The 16,746-nt window shown below is 61.7% G+C and carries 14 protein-coding genes and 3 tRNA genes; all 17 read right to left on the bottom strand.

Features of this window, described 5'->3' with window-relative positions; all coding sequences use genetic code 11:
- Nucleotides 1-141: 141 nt before the first annotated feature.
- The 17 genes from AC07Y2_RS18990 to AC07Y2_RS18910 all read right to left on the bottom strand — a co-directional run bounded on the left by AC07Y2_RS18990 (nt 142) and on the right by AC07Y2_RS18910 (nt 16,745).
- Nucleotides 142-218, bottom strand: a tRNA-Asp gene (locus AC07Y2_RS18990).
- Between the two features lie 93 nt (nt 219-311).
- Nucleotides 312-388, bottom strand: a tRNA-Asp gene (locus AC07Y2_RS18985).
- A gap of 55 nt (nt 389-443) precedes the next feature.
- Nucleotides 444-519: transfer RNA gene (locus AC07Y2_RS18980), tRNA-Val, on the bottom strand.
- A 90-nt stretch (nt 520-609) separates the two neighbouring features.
- Complete coding sequence (locus AC07Y2_RS18975; protein ID WP_007956470.1) at nt 610-1,386, bottom strand: SDR family oxidoreductase; 777 nt, start codon at nt 1,384-1,386, stop codon at nt 610-612.
- Complete coding sequence (locus AC07Y2_RS18970) at nt 1,383-2,594, bottom strand: O-succinylhomoserine sulfhydrylase (protein ID WP_064594841.1); 1,212 nt, start codon at nt 2,592-2,594, stop codon at nt 1,383-1,385. The genes AC07Y2_RS18975 and AC07Y2_RS18970 overlap by 4 nt, the downstream gene beginning before the upstream one ends.
- Before the next feature lie 80 nt (nt 2,595-2,674).
- Nucleotides 2,675-4,180, bottom strand: a complete 1,506-nt coding sequence (purF, locus tag AC07Y2_RS18965; RefSeq protein WP_007956466.1) for an amidophosphoribosyltransferase — start codon at nt 4,178-4,180, stop codon at nt 2,675-2,677.
- Between the two features lie 41 nt (nt 4,181-4,221).
- Entirely contained in the window at nt 4,222-4,782 is a 561-nt protein-coding gene (locus AC07Y2_RS18960) for a CvpA family protein (RefSeq protein ID WP_103386621.1), read from the bottom strand.
- Nucleotides 4,783-4,880: 98 nt separating this feature from the next.
- Nucleotides 4,881-5,549, bottom strand: a complete 669-nt coding sequence (locus tag AC07Y2_RS18955; RefSeq protein ID WP_039771591.1) for an SPOR domain-containing protein — start codon at nt 5,547-5,549, stop codon at nt 4,881-4,883.
- On the bottom strand, nt 5,533-6,840 hold the full coding sequence (gene folC / locus AC07Y2_RS18950; protein WP_103386620.1) for a bifunctional tetrahydrofolate synthase/dihydrofolate synthase: 1,308 nt from the start codon (nt 6,838-6,840) through the stop codon (nt 5,533-5,535). The genes AC07Y2_RS18955 and folC overlap by 17 nt, the downstream gene beginning before the upstream one ends.
- Nucleotides 6,837-7,757, bottom strand: coding sequence for an acetyl-CoA carboxylase, carboxyltransferase subunit beta (accD, locus tag AC07Y2_RS18945; RefSeq protein WP_039771593.1), 921 nt, complete (start codon nt 7,755-7,757; stop codon nt 6,837-6,839). The genes folC and accD overlap by 4 nt, the downstream gene beginning before the upstream one ends.
- Before the next feature lie 192 nt (nt 7,758-7,949).
- Nucleotides 7,950-8,564, bottom strand: a complete 615-nt coding sequence (locus AC07Y2_RS18940) for a phosphoribosylanthranilate isomerase (protein WP_039771595.1) — start codon at nt 8,562-8,564, stop codon at nt 7,950-7,952.
- Nucleotides 8,565-8,628: 64 nt separating this feature from the next.
- Nucleotides 8,629-9,453 carry a tRNA pseudouridine(38-40) synthase TruA gene (gene truA, locus AC07Y2_RS18935; RefSeq protein WP_039771597.1) on the bottom strand — a complete coding sequence of 275 codons (825 nt, stop codon included), beginning with the start codon at nt 9,451-9,453 and terminating at the stop codon, nt 8,629-8,631.
- A gap of 150 nt (nt 9,454-9,603) precedes the next feature.
- Nucleotides 9,604-12,237 carry a motility hub landmark protein FimV gene (locus AC07Y2_RS18930; protein ID WP_103386619.1) on the bottom strand — a complete coding sequence of 878 codons (2,634 nt, stop codon included), beginning with the start codon at nt 12,235-12,237 and terminating at the stop codon, nt 9,604-9,606.
- A 209-nt stretch (nt 12,238-12,446) separates the two neighbouring features.
- Nucleotides 12,447-13,457 (bottom strand): aspartate-semialdehyde dehydrogenase, encoded by a 1,011-nt coding sequence (locus tag AC07Y2_RS18925; RefSeq protein WP_103386618.1) that lies wholly within the window; start codon nt 13,455-13,457, stop codon nt 12,447-12,449.
- A 192-nt stretch (nt 13,458-13,649) separates the two neighbouring features.
- Nucleotides 13,650-14,762: an aspartate-semialdehyde dehydrogenase gene (gene asd, locus AC07Y2_RS18920; RefSeq protein WP_011333354.1), complete on the bottom strand. Its 1,113-nt coding sequence runs from the start codon at nt 14,760-14,762 to the stop codon at nt 13,650-13,652.
- 66 nt (nt 14,763-14,828) lie between these two features.
- Complete coding sequence (gene leuB, locus AC07Y2_RS18915) at nt 14,829-15,911, bottom strand: 3-isopropylmalate dehydrogenase (protein ID WP_039770158.1); 1,083 nt, start codon at nt 15,909-15,911, stop codon at nt 14,829-14,831.
- 69 nt (nt 15,912-15,980) lie between these two features.
- The gene (locus tag AC07Y2_RS18910; protein WP_007956447.1) at nt 15,981-16,745 is read right to left on the bottom strand and encodes a class I SAM-dependent methyltransferase; all 765 of its coding nucleotides are present in this window, start codon (nt 16,743-16,745) and stop codon (nt 15,981-15,983) included.
- Nucleotide 16,746 lies beyond the last annotated feature (1 nt).

Raw genomic sequence — 16,746 nt, 5'->3', positions numbered from 1 at the left:
TACAAGGGAGGAATTTGGGAGAGGTCAAATTTCAGACACAAAAAACCCCGGTCTTTCGACCAGGGTCTTTGCTATCGATTCCGAATCAACCAGAGGTTGCTTTCGGTGTTTCAAGGCGTTCAGTGGTCCTTGAAACAGATATGGCGCAGCGGACGGGACTCGAACCCGCGACCCCCGGCGTGACAGGCCGGTATTCTAACCGACTGAACTACCGCTGCGTATCGCTTTGAGCTGACGCTCAAGTAACTCGTTTGACTGAAAGCTTCGGTGCTTTTCAATCGCGAACCAGACAGTGCCTGACTCGTTAAATATGGCGCAGCGGACGGGACTCGAACCCGCGACCCCCGGCGTGACAGGCCGGTATTCTAACCGACTGAACTACCGCTGCGCGTCGGTGCAGGCACTTTCAGCCTACGCTCTTGCTTGCGCAAGTCTCTCGGGAGTGGTGGGTGATGACGGGATCGAACCGCCGACATTCTGCTTGTAAGGCAGACGCTCTCCCAGCTGAGCTAATCACCCGTTTGCATCTCCGAGGCCGCGAAATTTACGCAGGTAGCGAACCTAAGTCAATAGCAGGATTGAAGTTTTTCTAAAAAAGACGAAATTGCTTCATTCCGTATAAATCATCTTCTTGGTCATGCCGCCATCGACCACGAATTCCTGCCCGGTCACAAACCCCGCATTCTTCGACAGCAACCACGCCACCATCGCCGCCACATCCTCGACCGTCCCTACCCTGCCCGCAGGATGCTGGGCATGATCGGTGTCGGTCAGCGGCTCCGCGCGCCGGGCAGATGGATCCCGCGCATCGATCCAGCCCGGACTGACCGCATTGACGCGAATCTCCGGCCCGAGGCTGATCGCCAGCGCGTGAGTCAACGCCAGCAAGCCACCCTTGCTCGCCGCGTACGCCTCCGTATCAGGTTCCGACTGCGCCGCACGGGTCGAGGCCAGATTGACGATCGCCCCGTTGTGCGCACGCAGATACGGCGCACAGTGCTTGGCCAGCAACATCGGCCCACCGAGGTTCACCGCCAGCACCCGATTCCAGTACGCCAGATCGAGACTTTCCAGCGTGATGTTGTGTGGATCGGCCACTGCAGCGTTACACACCAGCGCATCCAGACGACCAAACTGCCCCAGCACCTCAGCGACACCCAACGCCACCTGACTTTCGTCCGCGACGTCCATGGCGATGAACCAGGCGTTCTCGCCGAGCACCTTCGCCACTTTCGAACCCCGCGCACGATCCAGATCCGTCAACACCACCTGCCAGCCTTCGCTGATCAGCCATGCCGCGATGCCCAGACCGATCCCCCGCGCGGCACCCGTGACCAATGCAACGCGGCCATGGGTGCCGATCTTTGGCGTAGACAACTCGATCACAACGCCGCCAGACCGCGCGACAGGTCGGCTTGCAGGTCAGCGACATCTTCCAGACCGACTGCGATGCGGATCAGGCTGTCACGAATGCCGGCAGCCTCACGCTCCTGCGGCGCCAGACGGCCGTGGGACGTAGTGCTCGGGTGGGTGATGGTGGTTTTGCTGTCACCCAGGTTGGCGGTGATCGAGATCAAACGGGTCGCATCGATGAAGCGCCAGGCGCCCTCTTTGCCGCCCTTCACCTCAAAGCTCACCACCGCGCCGAAGCCTTTCTGCTGACGCTGAGCCAGCTCGTGCTGCGGATGGCTCTTGAGGCCGGCGTAATGCACCTTCTCGATGCCGTCCTGCTGCTCCAGCCACTCGGCCAGTTGCTGGGCGTTGGCGCAGTGCGCCTTCATCCGCAGGTTCAGGGTTTCCAGCCCCTTGAGGAAGATCCAGGCGTTGAACGGGCTCAGGGTCGGCCCGGCGGTACGCAGGAAACCGACGATTTCTTTCATCTGCTCGCTGCGACCGGCAACCACACCACCCATGCAACGGCCCTGGCCATCGATGAACTTGGTGGCCGAATGCACAACGATGTCTGCGCCCAGCTTCAGCGGCTGCTGCAAGGCAGGCGTGCAGAAGCAGTTGTCGACCACCAGCATCGCACCCTTGGCGTGCGCGATTTCCGACAGCGCGGTGATATCCACCAGCTCAGCCAACGGATTGGACGGCGACTCGACAAACAGCAATTTGGTGTTGGATTTGATCGCTGCATCCCAAGCCGACAGATCGGCCAGCGGCACGTAATCGACTTCCACACCGAAACGCTTGAAGTACTTCTCGAACAGGCTGATGGTCGAACCGAACACGCTGCGCGACACCAGCACATGATCGCCGGCACTGCACAGGCTCATCACCACTGCCATGATCGCGGCCATGCCCGTCGCCGTAGCCACCGCCTGCTCGGCGCTTTCCAGCGCGGCGATGCGCTCTTCGAACGCGCGCACGGTCGGGTTGGTGTAACGCGAGTAGACGTTGCCCGGCACTTCCCCGGCAAACCGTGCGGCGGCGTCAGCGGCGGTACGGAACACGTAGCTGGAAGTGAAGAACATCGGATCACCGTGCTCGCCTTCCGGCGTACGGTGCTGACCGGCACGTACGGCCAGGGTATCGAACGCTACGCCTTCGAGGTCGCTGTCCAGCCGACCGGCATCCCATTCCTGACTCATGCTGTCACTCCTTGCCCTGTTCTCGGTAAATAAAAGTCTTTTGCCAGATACAAAACCGGCCCCTAGGGGCCGGTTGAAACTCAGTTGTTGTACAGATCGATGATCGCACTGACCGCCTGGGTCTTGACCTTCGAGGCATCGTTACGTGCCTGTTCGATCTTGTTCAAGTAAGCCTCGTCGACATCGCCAGTGACGTACTTGCCGTCGAACACTGCGCAATCGAAGTTTTCGATCTTGATCTTGCCGCCACCGACCGCTTCGATCAAGTCAGGCAGATCCTGATAGATCAGCCAGTCAGCACCGATCAGATCAGCCACGTCCTGGGTCGAACGGTTGTGCGCGATCAGCTCGTGAGCGCTCGGCATGTCGATGCCGTAAACGTTCGGGAAGCGAACAGCCGGAGCCGCCGAGCAGAAGTAGACGTTTTTCGCGCCGGCTTCGCGGGCCATCTGGATGATCTGCTTGCAGGTAGTGCCACGAACGATCGAGTCGTCGACGAGCATCACGTTCTTGCCGCGGAATTCCAGCTCAATGGCGTTGAGCTTCTGACGTACCGATTTCTTGCGCGCGGCCTGGCCGGGCATGATGAAGGTACGACCGATGTAGCGGTTCTTGACGAAACCTTCGCGGAATTTCACGCCCAGATGGTTGGCCAGTTCCAGCGCGGCAGTGCGGCTGGTGTCCGGAATCGGGATGACCACGTCGATGTCGTGCTCTGGACGCTCGCGCAGGATCTTCTCCGCCAGCTTCTCACCCATGCGCAGACGGGCCTTGTAGACCGACACGCCGTCGATGATCGAATCCGGGCGCGCCAGGTAGACGTGTTCGAAGATGCACGGGGTCAGGGACGGATTGGTCGCACACTGACGAGTGTGCAGCTTGCCGTCTTCAGTGATGTAGACCGCTTCGCCTGGTGCCAGGTCGCGGATCAGGGTGAAGCCGAGCACATCCAGCGAAACACTTTCGGAGGCGATCATGTACTCGACGCCTTCGTCGGTGTGACGCTGACCGAACACGATCGGGCGGATGCCGTGCGGGTCACGGAAACCGACGATGCCGTAACCGGTCACCATCGCCACGACAGCGTAGCCACCGACGCAACGGTTATGCACGTCGGTCACGGCGGCAAACACGTCTTCTTCGGTCGGTTGCAGCTTGCCGCGCTGGGCCAGCTCGTGAGCGAACACGTTGAGCAGCACTTCCGAGTCGGAGCTGGTGTTGACGTGACGCAGATCGGATTCGTAGATCTCTTTGGCCAACTGTTCAACGTTGGTCAGGTTACCGTTGTGCGCCAGGGTGATGCCGTAAGGCGAGTTGACGTAGAACGGCTGAGCCTCGGCCGACGTCGAGCTGCCGGCAGTCGGGTAACGGACGTGGCCGATACCCATGTGGCCGACCAGGCGCTGCATGTGACGCTGTTGAAACACGTCACGCACCAGGCCATTGTCCTTGCGCAAGAACAACCGGCCATCATGGCTGGTCACGATACCGGCAGCGTCCTGGCCGCGGTGCTGGAGCACGGTTAGCGCGTCATACAGCGCCTGATTGACGTTCGACTTACCGACGATACCGACGATGCCACACATGCGACGCAACCCCTACTTAATGGATCTGAACTGAACAACACTCACTGAGGCGTTTTGGCCGACGGCAAGAGTTGCTCCTTGAACGGAATATCAGCGGGTACGCTGATTCCGCTGGCAAGCCACTGACTGCTCCACCCGAGAATCAGGTTCTTGGACCAGTCTGCGACCAATAGAAACTTTGGCACGAGCTGTGATTCTTTCCACCACCCGTCCTGCTGTACCGGCCCCAGGCTCAACAGCCCGACCGCCACGACCACCAGCAACACGCCACGCGCAGCGCCGAAGGCCATGCCGAGGAATCGATCGGTCCCGGACAACCCGGTGACGCGAACCAACTCGCCGATAAGATAATTGATCATTGCGCCCACGATCAGTGTGGCGACAAACATGATGGCACAGCCCGTGATCACACGAGCCGACGGTGTTTCGATGTATCCGGCGAGGTACTCGGACAGTGAGCCACCGAACATCCAGGCAACAGCTCCTGCGATGATCCAGGTCACCAGCGACAATGCTTCTTTGACGAAGCCGCGGCTCAAACTGATCAAAGCGGAGATGGCGATGATTGCAACGATCGCCCAGTCAACCCAGGTAAATGGCACAGTGCAGCCTACAGACGGATAAGGCGGCGCATTTTAGCAGAGCGCATGGCTGTCGGTAAGCTGCGATTTTCAGTGCATTTCTATCGAAGTGATAGATATCAGCCACGCTCAGGCTGGAAGCGCACCACAAACCCCTTGAGGTTCTGCTGGCGGCTCAACAGATCGCGCAGACGATCGGCTTCGGCGCGCTCAATCAACGGACCGACGAACACCCGGTTCTTGCCATCGGCAGAACGGATGTAAGCGTTGTAGCCCTGACTGCGCAGGGTTTTCTGCAGGCTTTCAGCGCTGGCGCGGCTCGATAGACTGGCCAGTTGCACCGACCAGCTCACCGACAGACCATTGGCATCGACGCGGCTTTGAGTGGTGTCCGGCTTGGCAGACAGCGCAGCGATCGGCTGGGCTGGGGCTGTGGTTGGCTTGACCACAGGAGCGGGAGCGGGAGCCGGCGCAACCGGTTTGGCTACCGGCGCCGGAGCCGGGGCTGGCGCGGCGGAAGCAATAGGTGCCGTTGGCACAGCCTGCTCGGCGACTTCGTCATCGCTTGGCACTGGCTCTTGCGGGAGAACCTGCGGCTCAGGTACGGCCACGGTTTCCATCTGGATCTGCGCCACGGCGGGCGCTTGCGGCGCAGCCGGCGCTTCGACAGTCACCTGACGCTGTTCATCCTGACGGGAAAATAGCATCGGCAGGAAAATCACCGCCAGCGCCACCAGCACCAGGGCACCGACCATGCGCTGCTTGTACGCTTTATCCAGCAAAGCCATTTGCCGCTTCCTCCGTGGAGCGCCGAGACAGCCATTCGAGGGCCTCGGCGACACAATAAAATGATCCGAACAGCAAGATCTCGTCGTCGCTGGTGGCCACTGCACACTGCCCTTCCAGCGCAGCCGCCACACTGTCATAAGACGTGACCGAGGCGCCAAGGTTCTGCAATGCCTGATTCAATTCATCCACCGGACGCGCACGTGGCGAATCCAGCGGCGCCACCGCCCAGTGCTGGACGCTGGCATTCAATTCACCGATGACGCCGTCCAGATCCTTGTCCGCCAGCAGGCCGAACACCGCCAGACGCTTGCCGACCGGCGGACGAGCCGCCAGACGCCGCGCCAGATACTCCGCCGCATGCGGGTTGTGTCCAACGTCCAGCAACAGGTTCAGACGTTTGCCGTTCCATTCGAACGAGCGACGATCGAGACGACCGACCACACGAGTCGCCCGCAACGCCGCAACAATCTGTTCGGCATCCCATGGCAAACCGAGCAGCAGATAAGCCTGCAACGCCAACGCGGCGTTTTCCATCGGCAGATCAAGCAGCGGCAAATCACGCAGTTCGACGACCTGACCGTCAGCATCGGTACCGCGCCACTGCCAGAATTGATCCGTGATACCCAGATCGAAATCACGCCCGCGCAGGAAGAACGGGCAAGCAAGCTCGCGCGCCTTGTCCAGCAGGGGTTGTGGAGGATTCAGATCGCCGCACAGTGCAGGTTTGCCCTGACGGAAAATCCCGGCCTTCTCGAAGGCCACGGATTCGCGGGTATTGCCCAGGTAATCGGCATGATCGACACCAATGCTGGTGACCAGCGCGATATCGGCATCGACCACGTTGACAGTGTCCAGACGCCCGCCCAGCCCGACTTCCAGCACCACCGCATCGAGCCCGGCCTGTTGAAACAGCCAGAACGCCGCCAGGGTGCCCATTTCGAAGTAAGTCAGGGAAGTGTCGCCACGCCCCGCTTCTACCGCCGCGAAGGCTTCGCACAACTGCGCGTCAGTGGCTTCGACGCCATTGAGCTGCACCCGCTCGTTGTAACGCAGCAGGTGCGGAGAATTGTAGACACCGACGTTCAGGCCCTGCGCCCGCAGCAAAGAAGCCACGAAAGCGCAGGTCGAACCCTTGCCGTTGGTGCCGGTGACCGTGATCACCCGTGGCGCCGGCTGGCCCAGTCCCATGCGGGACGCTACCTGTTGCGAACGCTCCAGCCCCATGTCGATGGCCGATGGATGCAACTGCTCAAGGTAGGCGAGCCACTCGCCAAGGGTGCGCTCGGTCATACGTTGGCAGGCACCGGCGGAACGACGATCGGCTCGATCGGCGCAGCAACGAATTTAGGCGTCGGCTTGCCGGTCAGTTGCGCCAGCAGGTTACCCAGACGCGGACGCAGTTCGCGACGGTCGATGATCATGTCGATCGCACCGTGCTCCAGGAGGAACTCGCTGCGCTGGAAGCCTTCCGGCAGCTTTTCGCGCACGGTCTGCTCGATCACGCGCGGGCCGGCGAAGCCGATCAGGGCTTTTGGCTCGCCGACGATCACGTCGCCCAGCATCGCCAGACTGGCGGAAACGCCACCGTAAACCGGGTCGGTCAGCACGGAGATGAACGGAATGCCTTCTTCGCGCAGGCGCGCCAGCACGGCCGAGGTCTTGGCCATCTGCATCAGAGAGATCAGGGCCTCCTGCATGCGCGCGCCACCGGAAGCGGAGAAACACACCATCGGGCAACGGTTTTCCAGCGCGTAGTTGGCGGCGCGTACGAAGCGCTCACCGACGATGGCGCCCATGGAACCGCCCATGAAGCTGAATTCGAACGCCGAAACCACGACCGGCATGCCCAGCAGGGTGCCGCTCATGGAAACCAGTGCGTCTTTCTCGCCGGTCTGCTTCTGGGCAGCGACCAGACGATCCTTGTACTTCTTGCCGTCACGGAATTTCAGACGGTCAACCGGCTCCAGGTCGGCGCCCAGTTCAGTACGGCCTTCGGCGTCCAGGAAGATGTCGATGCGCGCACGTGCGCCGATGCGCATGTGGTGGTTGCACTTGGGGCAAACGTCCAGGGTCTTTTCCAGCTCCGGACGATACAGCACAGCCTCGCAGGACGGGCATTTGTGCCACAGACCTTCAGGGACCGAGCTCTTCTTGACCTCGGAACGCATGATCGAAGGGATCAGCTTGTCTACCAACCAGTTGCTCATGCTTTCTTTCTCCAGTACCGGCGGCCCGAACGCTCTGGTTCGCGGCCCCGCGTATGCCCTTCAGCTAAATTCATGTGTGGCGATGATCGGCCGGACTGCCGGGTCAGCGGAACTGACCTGCGTACACCCCGAAAAGACCCTCAGCCTCTTTTCTACAGAGCTGTGGACGGCGGCAGTCTGCCAGCCGTCACATCAGCGTACGGCGTTGATGAATGCACGAATCTTTGCGTGATCCTTGATGCCCTTGCTCGCCTCTACCCCGCCGCTGACATCCACGGCATACGGCCGCACCCGGGCGACCGCATCGGCGACGTTCTCCGGCGTCAGGCCGCCGGCCAGAATCAACGGCTTGCTCAAACCCTGCGGAATCAGTGACCAGTCGAACGCCTCGCCGGTTCCGCCGGGCACGCCTTCGACATAAGTGTCGAGCAGCACGCCGCTGGCGCTCGGGTAGGCATCGCAGGCAGCGGCAATGTCATCGCCCGCCTTGACCCGCAAGGCCTTGATGTACGGCCGGTGCCAGCCTTCACACTCCGCGGCGGTCTCGTCGCCATGGAACTGCAGCAGATCCAGCGGCACGGCATCGAGGATTTCCCCGAGCTCGCAACGGCTGGCATTGACGAACAGCCCGACCGTGGTCACGAACGGCGGCAATGCGGCGATGATCGCCCGCGCCTGCTGCACGGTCACGGCCCGGGGACTTTTAGCGTAGAACACAAAACCGATGGCATCGGCCCCGGCCTCGACGGCTGCCAACGCATCTTCTATGCGGGTAATCCCGCAAATCTTGCTGCGAACGGCTGACATGTCGATAAAAACCCCAAGGCAAATCCGAGAAAGTCCCGGATGGTAACAAATGCGTTCGAGGGCGTCAGCCGTCAAGTTCCGCGAAACCCGTAAGGAAATGTGGCCCGATGAAACGCTCCGGCAACGGGAACTCGTCGTGGTACTCGACCTGCACCAGATACAGGCCGAACGGATGCGCCGTAACTCCGCCGGAACGCCGCTCGCGGCTCTCCAGCACTTCTTTCATCCACTCTACCGGCCGCTCGCCGGCACCGATGGTCATCAGCACGCCGGCGATGTTGCGCACCATGTGATGCAGAAACGCGTTGGCGCGGATGTCCAGAACGATCATTTTGCCGTGACGGGTCACGCGCAGGTGATGCATCTTCTTGATCGGCGACTTGGCCTGGCACTGGCCGGCACGGAAGGCACTGAAATCATGAGTACCGATCAGGTACTGCGCGGCCTCGGCCATGCGCTCGACGTCCAGCGGACGGTGATTCCAGGTGATTTCTTCGTTGAGATGCGCCGGGCGGATCTGATCGTTGTAGATCACGTAGCGATAGCGCCGGGCAATCGCCTTGAATCGCGCATGGAAATGCGCCGGCATGACCTTCGCCCAACTGACGCTGATGTCGTGGGGCAGATTGATGTTGGCGCCCATGACCCAGGCTTTCAGCGAACGGTCGACCTGGGTATCGAAATGCACCACCTGCCCGCAGGCATGCACACCGGCGTCGGTGCGCCCCGCGCATTGCAGCGAGATCGGCGAGTCGGCGACCTTCGACAGGGCTTTTTCCAGGGTTTCCTGCACGGTGAGTACACCGGTGGACTGGCGCTGCCAGCCGCTGTAGCGCGAGCCCTTGTATTCAACGCCCAGCGCGACGCGGAAAAAGCCTTCGGGTGCCATTTCGGCGGCCGGGTTATCTATGTTTGCCAAGTCGGTACAGCCTGCTGATCTACAAAGGCGGGCATTATAAGGCGGCGGGACGGGGAAACCAGACCCAAACAAAAACGGCAGCCTCATGGGCTGCCGTTTTGTTTACCGCTGAATGCCGACTCAGGCCAGATGCGACAGCATTTCGCTCGCTTCGCTCTTCTGCTTGTCGTTCCCCTCACTGATGACCTCATTGAGGATGTCGCGCGCGCCGTCGTTGTCGCCCATGTCGATGTAGGCCTGAGCCAGATCGAGCTTGGTCGCGGCTTCGTCAGTACCGGACAGGAAGTCGAAGTCATCCTCGCCCAGATCATTGCCCAACGCTGCGTCAGCCTCGGTGAAGCTTGGCTCGTTGATGCTGCTCGACAGGCGATCCAGCTCGGCGTTGACGTCGTCCAGTTCGGCGGCAAATGCATCCGGCTCGGCTGGCGTCGCGTCCATTTCGTCAGCCAGGGACAGGTCGAAATCGGCTGGCAGCTCCAGATCGTCCTGCGGCACGTCGGCCACGGTTGGAGTTTCGACCAGCGGCAGATCCTTCACGCCTTCGTCCAGATCCAGCAGGAAATCATCGTCTGCCAGCTCGACCGGCGCAGGCGCAGGGTCGGCACCGAGATCCATATCCAGGTCGAAATCCGACAGGTCGTCGAGGTTTTCCTTGATGTCGGTCTGCTGTTGCAGCACGGACTCGAAGCTCAGGTCGTCGTCAGTCGGGAACGCATCCAGCTCGACCGGCGCTTCCGGCTCGACAGTCGCCAGAGGCTCTACTGGCGTGATGTTATCCAGATCGTCGAGGCTCAGGTCGAAAGCGCTGTCCAGTTCGGCATCTGCCGCGGCAGGCGCTTCAGGCTCGTCGAGCAGCAGCTCCTTGACGTATTCCGCGTCCAGCTCGGCGGCCATGGCAGCAGCCGCCAGGCCGCTGGCCGCGACGACCGCCATAGCCGGGAAGCGGCTTTTCAGCTCCTCGACCTTGGCGAAGTTGTCGCCATTGGCGACCAGTTGGCGCTCCTGGCCGACGAACGCATCGCGATCACCCTGACGACCGTAGACTTCCATCAGTTTCAGACGCAGATCGCTGCGCTGCGGCTCCAGGCTCACGCCCTCCTCAAGCAACGCGGCGGCTTGATTCAGACGACCGCCGTCGATGTGCGACTGCGCCTTGTCCAGCACGTCGTCGGAACGCTCGGCGGCCGGCGCCACCAACGGCGCGGCGATCGGCTCGGCCATCACGACTGGCGCCACTACAGCAGCAGCAGCGGCTGGGGCTGGGGCTGGGTTCAGCTTGACGCTGGCGGCTGGCACTTCCAGACCTTCGAAGCTGCTTTCCGGCAGATCGAGGTCCTGGGAGAAGGATTGCTCCTCCAGGGCACGGGCCATGCGCAAGTGTTTTTCGGCTTCCTGCTGCGCCTTGCGGCGGCGGGCCAGCAGCAACAGCAGGAGCAGCAGAACCACTGCACCGCCACCGACCAGACCCAGCAGGATTGGATTGGTCAGCAGTTCGTTGAAGGTTTTTTCGTCATTGGCTGCGGGCGTGGTTTCAACCACAGGCTCGACAACCGGCTCGACCGGTGCCGGGGCGGCGGCTTCAGGCGCAGGTGCGCCCGGAGCAGCCTCTGCCGGAGTGGCCGGCGGCGTGGCCGCCAGTTCCGCGGTGATCGCCGGCACCACTGGCGCAGTGGCGGCGGTCGCGGGAGCAGCACCCGAACCTTCGGCCTGCATCTTCGCCAGTTGATTGTTTTTCAGTTCGATCAGGCGTTGCAGCTTGTCCAGCTGGCTTTGCAGATCGGCCATGCGGCTTTTCAGTTCTTCGTTGTCACGACGGGTGGTGTCGAGACTTTCCTGAGTGACCGCCAGTTTGTTGCTCAGGGCCTTGGCATCGCTGGCGGGCCCCTTACCACGCGCCTTGGCGCTTTCGGCGGACACCAGGCTCAGGTTGTCCTTGGCGTTTTGCGCAGCACCGGTATTGGCGCGGCCACGATTGGTCGCATCGAGTTGCTGCTGACCGGTACCCGGTTTGGCCACATAACGACGGCCCTGACGCCAGGCTTCGTTCTGCGCGGCCACTTCGGCAATCGCTTTGGACTGCGGCAGTGCGGTGCTTTGCACCTGATCGGGCAGACGCAGCACCTGACCGGTTTTCAGGCGGTTGATGTTGCCGCCGATGAACGCGTCCGGGTTCAGGGCCTGGATCGCCAGCATGGTCTGCTGCACCGAACCGCCAGTGCGCGCCTTGGCGGCGATTTCCCACAGGGTGTCGCGCGGCGTGGTGGTGTGGGTCGAATGGGTGGCGCCGGTGGTCGGTGCGGTGATGGTTTGCGCTGGCGCGGGTTGAGCGGCGGCATCGGCGGTCTGCGGCGAGAACTTCGACGGATCCAGCAGCACGCTGTAATCACGCAGCAGGCGGCCGTTCGGCCACATTACCTGCACGAGAAATTTCACCATCGGTTCCGACAGCGGTTTGCTCGAGGTAACGCGCAGCACACTTTTGCCGCTGGCGTTGAGCACCGGGGTGAACGTCAGATCATTGAGGAAGGCCTGGCGATCGACGCCGGCCTTGGCGAAATCTTCCGGCGAGGCCAGGCTCGGCACCACTTCGGCAGCGGTCAGATCCTTGACATCGAGCAGCTCGATTTCCGCTACCAGCGGCTGGTTCAGGGTCGACTTCAGGGTCAGCTCCCCGAGCCCGAGGGCATGCGCCATACCGGAGGACAGCGCCGAGGCGGCCGCTATTGCTAACACCAGTTTGCGAACTTGAACCATAGCCTCTTCCTTTGTTTGAACGTTCCTCGGCCAGCGAGAAGATGTTGATAGTCGCTGCCGTAAGGCATTGCGCGCGACGACGACAGCATGCCGCGCGCGATCATTTCTTTGATGCCCCGGAAAGTCCCGGAGGGTGACACGTTGCCAACTGCTCCGGCCAAGCATAGCGCCCGGCTAGAATCAGTCGACAAATTGTTGCCAAGTATCTTTTACAGCAGGTCTTTTATCAACAACTCGGCGACCTGCACGGCGTTGAGGGCCGCACCTTTGCGTACGTTATCTGACGTCAGCCACAGATTAAGTTCCGACGGTTCGTCGACACCGGCACGCACCCGCCCGACGTAGACCACGTCCTGCCCCACCGCGTCACCGACGGCGGTCGGATAATCACCGGCCTCGACCAGCTCGATGCCCTCGGCACCTTCCAGCGCAGCATTGACCTTTTCCAGGTCGACCGCGCTCGCTGACTGCAAGGTCACGCTAAAGCTATCGCCAAAAAACACCGGGGCTTGAACGCAAGTTGCGGAAATCTTTAATAAAGGCTTGGCCAGCACCTGACGCAGCTCGCGCACCAGGCGTTTTTCCAGCAGCGTATGACCTTGCGCATCCGGTGTGCCGACCTGGGCCAGCAGGTTGAAAGCCATCTGCCGGTCGAAGAATGTCGGCTCCAGCGGACGCATGTTCAGCAGCTCGGCGGTCTGGCGCGCCAGCTCGGTCACGGCTTCGCGGCCCTGGGCGGAAACCGCCAGATTGGCGGTGACATGCACGTATTGCAGTTCGATCAGATCGAGCAGCGGCGCCAACACCACGGCCAAAGTAGTGGCCGACGGGCTTGGACTGCTGACCTGGAACGGCACTTTCAAACCGGCCAGCACATCGGCATTGGCTTCCGGCACCACTTGCGGCGCCTGATCCGTCGGCAAGGCGCCGGACAGATCGACCAGCGAGCAACCCGCCGCGTGAGCGCGGGCGGCGTAACTCAGGGTGATGGCCGGGCCGGCGGCGAAGAACGCCAGTTTGACCTTGCTGAAATCGAACTCGTCGACTTCACGCACGCGCACGTTCTTGTTGCGAAACAGCACCGAGCTGCCGGCGGATTCGCTGCTGGCCAACAGGTGCAGCGTGCCGACCGGGAAGTCGCGTTCTTCGAGAATCTGCACAAGGGTTTCGCCGACAGTACCGGTGGCGCCGATCACGGCAATATCAAGGGTCTGGGTCATGTGCTACCTCTGGCGAAACGGGGGGAGCGGCACTTTACCGGGTGAGTCGCACGCAGGCAATTCGCGCCCGCCGCGAAGAGCGGACGCGGAGCGTCCATGGCTGCATTCCCACGCAGAGCATGGGAACGATCAACAGGTACAAAAAAACCCGCGCCTCTTGCAAGGCGCGGGTTCTTTCATTGCATCAAGCGATCAACGCTCAAGCAGGATCCGCAGCATGCGACGCAGCGGTTCGGCCGCGCCCCACAGCAGTTGGTCGCCGACGGTGAAGGCACCGACGAACTGCGAACCCATGTTCAGCTTGCGCAGACGACCGACCGGTACGTTCAGGGTGCCGGTGACTTTCGTCGGGCTCAGCTCCTGCATGCTGATTTCACGGTTGTTCGGCACCAGCTTGACCCAAGGATTGTGCTGGCTGATCAGCCCTTCGATATCGGCGATCGGCACGTCTTTGTTCAGCTTGATGGTCAGCGCCTGGCTGTGGCAACGCATGGCGCCGATGCGCACGCAGATGCCGTCGACCGGGATCGGGCTCTTGAAGCGACCGAGGATCTTGTTGGTCTCGGCCTGGGCCTTCCACTCTTCGCGGCTCTGGCCGTTCGGCAGTTCCTTGTCGATCCACGGGATCAGGCTGCCGGCCAGCGGTACGCCGAAGTTTTCGGTCGGGTATGCGTCGCTGCGCATGGCTTCAGCCACACGACGGTCGATGTCGAGGATCGCGCTGGCAGGATCGGCCAGTTGATCGGCGACAGCGGCGTGGGTCGCGCCCATCTGCTTGATCAGTTCACGCATATTCTGCGCACCGGCACCGGACGCCGCCTGATAGGTCATGGCGCTCATCCACTCGACCAGACCGGCTTCGAACAGACCGCCCAGGCCCATCAGCATCAGGCTGACGGTGCAGTTGCCGCCGATGTAGTTCTTGGTGCCTGCGTCGAGCTGCTGGTCGATGACCTTGCGGTTGACCGGATCAAGGATGATAACGGCGTCGTCGTTCATCCGCAGGCTCGAGGCCGCGTCGATCCAGTAACCCTGCCAGCCGGCTTCGCGCAGCTTCGGGAATACTTCGCTGGTGTAGTCGCCGCCCTGGCAGGTCAGGATCACGTCGAGGGTTTTCAGCTCTTCAATGCTGTAAGCGTCCTTGAGCGGAGCAATGTCCTTGCCCACGGACGGGCCTTGGCCACCGACATTGGAAGTGGTGAAAAACACCGGCTCGATAAGATCGAAATCCTGCTCTTCCAGCATCCGCTGCATGAGCACGGAACCGACCATGCCGCGCCAACCGATCAGACCTACACGTTTCATCGCAACTACACCTTCTTGAAAAGTGGGCCGCTGCTTTGTATTGAATTTCGCAGCGGGCCCGAGAGATTACAGATTCCGCAGCGCGGCGACTACTGCGTCACCCATTTCCTGCGTACCGACTTTAGTGCAACCGGTCGAAAAGATGTCGCCGGTGCGCAGACCCTGATCCAGCACCACGCTGACCGCTTTTTCGATGGCATCGGCCGCTTCGTGCAGATTGAAGCTGTAACGCAGCATCATCGACACCGACAGGATGGTCGCCAGCGGGTTGGCAATGCCTTTGCCGGCGATGTCCGGTGCCGAGCCGTGGCAAGGCTCGTACATGCCCTTGTTGTTGGCATCCAGCGAGGCCGACGGCAGCATGCCGATGGAGCCGGTGAGCATCGACGCTTCGTCGGACAGGATGTCGCCGAACATGTTGTCGGTGACGATCACGTCGAACTGCTTCGGTGCACGCACCAGCTGCATGGCGGCGTTGTCGACGTACATGTGGCTCAGTTCAACGTCCGGGTAATCCTTGGCCACCTGCTCGACCACTTCACGCCACAGTTGGCTGGACGCCAGCACGTTGGCCTTGTCCACCGAGCACAGCTTCTTGCCACGCACGCGGGCCATGTCGAAACCGACACGGGCGATACGGCGGATTTCGCTTTCGCTGTACGGCAGGGTGTCGTAGGACTGGCGCTCGCCGTTTTCCAGGGTGCGGGTGCCGCGCGGTGCGCCGAAGTAGATGCCGCCGGTCAGCTCACGGACGATCAGGATGTCCAGGCCGGCAACGATTTCCGGCTTCAGGCTCGAAGCCTCGGCCAGTTGCGGGTACAGGATCGCCGGACGCAGGTTGCCGAACAGGCCCAGTTGCGCACGGATTTTCAGCAGACCGCGCTCAGGGCGGATGTCACGCTCGATGGTGTCCCATTTCGGGCCGCCGACGGCACCCAGCAGCACGGCGTCGGCGGCACGGGCGCGATCGAGGGTTTCGTCGGCCAGCGGCACGCCGTGCTTGTCGATGGCGGCGCCACCGATCACGTCATGGCTCAGTTCGAAGCCCAGGCTGTACTTGTCGTTGGCCAGCTCCAGCACCTTGACCGCTTCGGCCATGATTTCCGGACCAATACCGTCGCCTGGGAGAATCAGAATCTGCTTGCTCATGCTTTCCTCGTGTCTTCAGTCGGTGCGCCATCGACGGGCGCGCCCGGAAAAATACTTATCGTTTCAGGATTACTTTTCAGCCCAGAGCACCAGTACGTCTGTACTGAACGAACCATCGGCCTCAATCTCAAAATATTCGCGCACTTCGTTGCCCATCGACTGCTGCAACTGGCGGATCGCGGCACGCATCACTTCGGGTGTGCGCATGCGCTCGACCCAGCTGTTGTACTCCAGACGCAGGCGCTGACGCGTGGTGCTGCGGGTGTGCAGACCGGCCTCGCTGACCTGGCGCAACCACTCACCGGCCGAATAATCGCGTACATGGCTGGTATCGCGCAGCACTTCGACGCTCTGCAAATAGGTGTCGAACAGCGGACTGCCCGGCGACAGCACATCGATGAACGCCGCCACGCCACCCGGCTTCAGCACCCGACGCACTTCGCGCAAGGCCACACCGAGATCGCTCCAATGGTGCGCCGAATAACGGCTGAACACGAAGTCGAACTCGCCATCGGCGAACGGCAGACGCTCGGCGGCGCCGTTGACCGTGGACACATTGCTCAAACCGCGATCAACAGCAGCGGCGGCCACCACGTCGAGCATCTGCTGCGACAGGTCGTAGGCCACCACTTCTTTCACCAACGGGGCAACGTGAAAACTCACGTGCCCGGCGCCGCAACCCAGGTCCAGCACCCGCGCCTCGCCCTGCCCCGCCAACTCAGCCTGCAGCAGCGCAAATTCAGTGCCTTGAGCGTGAACGGCGCTGCTCAGGTAGGCGGCGGCCTGTTCACCGAATTGCTTTTGTACAACCTGACTGTGGGCGGTGCTGGTCATG

The organism is Pseudomonas sp. GW456-12-1-14-TSB6, assembly GCF_059424205.1.
This window is presented reverse-complemented; position numbering and strand designations above follow the sequence as displayed.